The organism is Kribbella sp. NPDC048837, assembly GCF_055586945.1.
The window spans coordinates 1-4,606 of sequence record NZ_JBVJHF010000029.1; the positions used below are offsets into that span (position 1 = coordinate 1).

3 protein-coding genes and 1 pseudogene are annotated in these 4,606 nt (G+C 62.7%); all 4 read left to right on the forward strand.

The window, feature by feature from the left end:
• The first annotated feature begins 805 nt into the window (after positions 1-805).
• Positions 806-2,590, forward strand: coding sequence for a P-loop NTPase (locus tag ACZ6O0_RS44420; RefSeq protein WP_465771173.1), 1,785 nt, complete (start codon positions 806-808; stop codon positions 2,588-2,590).
• Complete coding sequence (locus ACZ6O0_RS44425) at positions 2,530-3,084, forward strand: HTH domain-containing protein (RefSeq protein WP_465771174.1); 555 nt, start codon at positions 2,530-2,532, stop codon at positions 3,082-3,084. The genes ACZ6O0_RS44420 and ACZ6O0_RS44425 overlap by 61 nt, the downstream gene beginning before the upstream one ends.
• The gene (locus ACZ6O0_RS44430) at positions 3,017-3,577 is read left to right on the forward strand and encodes a WYL domain-containing protein (protein WP_465771175.1); all 561 of its coding nucleotides are present in this window, start codon (positions 3,017-3,019) and stop codon (positions 3,575-3,577) included. Before ACZ6O0_RS44425 ends, ACZ6O0_RS44430 begins: the two co-directional genes overlap by 68 nt.
• A 126-nt stretch (positions 3,578-3,703) precedes the next feature.
• Positions 3,704-4,396 (forward strand): annotated as a pseudogene (locus tag ACZ6O0_RS44435) (alpha/beta fold hydrolase); the annotation flags it as partial.
• Positions 4,397-4,606 lie beyond the last annotated feature (210 nt).

A 4,606-nucleotide genomic window follows, 5' to 3' on the forward strand; every position in this document is an offset into this window, starting at 1 on the left:
GAAGTCTTGGAGCAACGCTGAAGGACGCGGGTTCGATTCCCGCCACCTCCACCCCTCGAGAAGTGCCTGGTCAGAGCAACATCGACCAGGCACTTGATCGTTTCGCGACCACTTGACCGCCGGCTCAATCCTCCGACCTATGTACACGTCCTTGGTCGTGCTCCACTGCGGGTACGATGAACGCGTGTTGACCAAGACGGACACATGCTTCATGGGGCACATGTGCATGCAGCAGGGCGAATGGGCCACATGGGTTGGCTCCATCGGTGTCATGATCACCTTGGCTGCAACCGTTTGGGCCATGGAGTTGGAGCGTCGCCGGCGGCGGAGCGACGAGCAGGCGGCGATTCAGAGGGAGCGTCGCTCCCAAGCGGAGCAGGTCTCTGCCTGGATAACATCGATCAATGCTGGACCTGGCCAGGTCGCTGTCGCCTTGCTGAACGGGTCCAGTGGCGTTGTCTACGATGTCATAGCCGTCTTGGTGACGTTGCGCGGAAGCCATCCAAGCACCGGCGAGGAGTGGACCGGCAGTTCAAGTATCGTGCCGTGCCGCGGAACCGACGCGCTCCCGCCGGGCCGATGGTGGATCGGCATTTCCCCTCCCAGCCTTGATCTTGGCGACAGATTGGCTGTCGAATTAGCATTCACGGACAGAGCTGGCGCCAGTTGGATCCGACGTGCGGGCGGAGAATTGGTTAGCATAGCGGCAAAGCCGGATGCTTACTATGGATTTACGTCGCCAGATGTTGCTGATATACGTGAGGTAGTAGTATCGTCGGTGACCTAGGGGGGCGGTGTTGTAACTGTGGCGAACAGTTCAGAATGGATAACTGTCGACGCTGGATTCCTCGCGAGATTGTCGGCGGCTGGCTATTCGGACGATCTGCTGCTTTCTTATTTCGATGGCCGCCAGCCGGACTGGTCCGACATAGTATCCGCAGGGATTCAGTCGCGCGACATCGTGGGAACGATCCAGCAGGATTTGTCAAGCGGACTGACGCTTGGCATGCGCGGCAGAATGCGCGTCTTGCTGGGTGCCGGCGGAGAAGGTAAAAGTACGGTCCTGATGCAGCTCGCGCTCAGCATGTCTGGCTCTCAAGGCGTAGTGCTTTGGAGAAGCCCGAGTGGCACCTTATCGGCGGGGCAGATCGAGGCCCTTCCCGAAGGGCGTACATACTACTTGTTCTCAGATGACGCTGAGGAAATAGTTCGCCCGCTGATCGAGGTTGTCTCCAAAGTACCTCGTCCAGACGTTTGCTATGTTCTTGCGTCTCGGACGACGTCTTGGTCGGAGAAAGGTGGGCTGGCGTTCCCATGGCGAAGTCATCTGGGATTCCGCGAGTTTCCTGTCACCGGAGTCACTCTTAGTGATGCTCGAGTACTGGTCTCAGCCTGGGAGCAGCTCGGAAACGCAGGATTGCTAGGACTCTCGGGTGTTCCCAGACTTGAACGCGCCGAGCACTTGGAGCGAGCGGCCCGAGAATTCTCCTCGACCAAGGACGGGGCGCTTCTGGGTGCCCTTCTCAAGGTCAGGTACGGAGAGTTCCTCACCGATCGAGTCCGGTCGATCTTGGCATCTCTGGTGCGACGCCGCGTTGGTCAAGGGTACTCGTTGGCCAGTGCGCTCCTCTATGTTTCTGCTGCTCATGTCAATGATCTGCCGCTGAACGCCAAGATTCTTGGCGAGGTATTAGGTGTCTCAGGTGCTTCGGTAATTTCGGATGTTGTTGTGCCGCTACGAGACGAGGCGGTCGTAGCCTTAAATTCTGATGTGGTGGCTTCTCGTCACCAAATCATCGCCGAGGCTGTGCTCTCGGTAGCACGGGATTTCAATGCGGATGTGGCTGAAATGTATGCCCAGTTGGTACGGGGCACGATTCGTGTTGGACGTGGTAATTACATTCCCGGCTACGAAAAATTTACCTATCTCTCCCGCAACCTTGAGGCGTCGGATCCCCTCGGAGCTATTGCGGCGGCGAGGGCGGCATCCGACGAGGATCCGAGGATTCTCGATTACGCGAGCAATCTAGCCCATGTCCTGCGCGTTTCCGGCCGTCCCGAGGAGGCCTGCGAATTTGCTGAATGGACTGCGAAGAGAATCCATGAGTTCACTCGAACTGACAACGGAAAGGCGCGGGCTTTCTACTTCGACTGGGGAGCGGCCGAGGGAACGGTAGGCAGACACGCGACGAATCTCTGGCTCTGCGCTATTGCGATCAGCGATATGCCAAAGGTGGATTCCGGGGCGCCCTCCCTGAGACAGATCGAATTGTCACTGGCGGCTATTGGTGGATCTCTGATCACGTTGGCGGCTAGATTTCCCGATGATGAAGCACTTAGGCTGGGCGTCAGGGCGACGGCAACTCTGTCTACGCGAATGGTCCTCAGTGCGAAAGCGGCAGACTTCTTTGCTCGACAGCGCAGGGAGGCTGACGGATGGGGGGTTCGCGATGTTGCGATCCATGAATGTGTGGATGTCTTGTCGGCCGGAGTGGTGGCGGCATGGAAACGACGTGAAAGGCAAATTCAATGCCTTCCGCCGGGTGCGAACCTTGCCTTCGGACGCATGGCGGTCGCCCTGGATCTGTAGGACGGCGAACGCTGCGGAGATCATCAGCAGTGGGACCACTTCGCGATCGCCTGCTCCGTGACCGGGGTGAACAGGTTGACCAGATTGCCCTCCGGGTCGCGTACGAGCAGCGACCGGTTGCCCCACGGCAGGTCGTCGACGAGGAGCCACGATGGCGAACGCCGGCGGGACGGCTCGAGATCCTGCAGAACGGCGGCACTCGCGCCACCGCCGGGCTGGCCGAGCGCCTCGGAGTGGACGAGCGGACCGCACAGCGCTACATCGAGCACTTGATCGACCTCGACGTACCGGTCGAGTCGGTGCGCGGCCGGTACGGCGGCTGCGGAGAGTGTGGCGGCCAAGCTGCGCAGGGTGCTGCCGAAGCTGTTGGCCGCGAGGTTGGATGCGCTGCTGCGGACCATCGGATTCACCGGGCCGGTACGGGCGGTGACGAGCCCCGAGACAGCGGTCCTGCTGCAGTTCGCGGACGCAGCGAGGGCGCGTCGGCCGGTTGAGTTGAGCTACACCGGTCACGACGGACGGCGGAGTGAACGCATCCCGCACCCTTTACGGCATCGTGGCTCACTCGGGTCGGTGGTACGTGATCGGCGGGACTCGGCGAGCGGTGATGTCGGCATCTTTCGGCTCGACCGCGTGGCGCGGGTAACGATGGCACAGGGGCGTTCGAGGTGCCGGCCAGCTTCGACCCGTCGTCGAAAGGTGCTGGCCGGCATCGCTCGCACGCCATGGCGCCATGAGGTCTCGGTGCGAGCTCAGAGCGATGCCGGTCGACGGACCGGACGAGCTGCGCGACCGCGCGCAGGCGCTCGCGGAGCGTCTCCTCGCGGCTACTCTTCCGGGTTGACCGCGGGATCGGGCAGAAATCGGGGACCTGGCGGGTTGCGGCGGTGGGATGTCAGGCGGGTGTCAGTGGTGCCGGGGATGGTGGTGCCATGGACGAGGGGAGGGTGCGGATGCTCGGGGTGCGGAAACAGAGTGGCGCAGTGAGGTGGTGCTGGCGGAGGACGGGGCGGCGATTGGCGTACTGAGCCTGGGTGCAGGGCCCGGGGTGGTCGTGATTCCGGGGAACAATCGGCGAGGTCATCACTACGGGGCGTTGGCTCGAGGGTTGGCCGGGGCACAGCGGTGCACGTGATCGAACGGCGTGGTCGTGGGACGAGTGGCCCGCGCGGGACGTTGTACGGCGTGGAGACCGAAGTCGACGATGTCGTCGCAGTGATGGAGCACACCGGTGCCCGGATGGTGTTCGGGCACAGCTATGGCGGGTTGGTCGCGTTGCATGTCGGGCTGCGGCAGCCCGTGGACGCGCTGGTCGCCTATGAGCCGGCGGTGAGTATCGACGGGTCGTTCGACGCGAGTTGGCTGAGCACGTTCACCCAGCAGCTCGAGGCAGGGCGGCATACGGCCGCGATGACGATGCTCTTGAATGGCGTCGATCTGCTGTCATTCAAGGCAACACCGTTGCTCTGGGCAATCGCCGTACTGATGCTGTGCGGGTCCGTGGACACGAGGCACGACATGATGCCGACGGCCCCGGCCGAGATCGGCGGGATCGCGCGCTGGACTCCGACGGCAGCCGGTACGCTGGGATCGCGTCGCGGACGCTTCTCCTCGGTGGTGAGAAGTCGCCCGCGTACCTCACCGGAGTACTCCCGCAACTCGCCGGCATCCTGCCGAACGCCGAGTACAGGATCCTCCCCGGTCTCGACCACAACGCCCCCGACGAGAACGCCCGCGACACCATCGCCCAGCAGATCCGGCTGCACCTGGTCCGTGGTGAACGCCAGGCCGGAATGCGGACGCTGATCGGGCGGCGGCGTACCGAAGAACAGGTAGTAGTCCGGCGTTCCGAAGCTCGCCCCAGCTGGGCCGCCCGGTTGCGAGCCGCTGAGGCGGTCACTACCTGTCCTTACGTACGTCCCGGAACGTACGGCGCAGGTCGTCGGTCCATTCCGTGGGGAGCTCCCAGGGGATGAAGTGGCCGCCCGCCGGGTGGGCGGTGAGGTTGACGTGGTT

Bases quoted from the DNA above. Each gene is read 5' to 3' on its own strand.
- ACZ6O0_RS44425 (WP_465771174.1), top strand. From the start codon at position 2,530: ATGCCTTCCGCCGGGTGCGAACCTTGCCTTCGGACGCATGGCGGTCGC.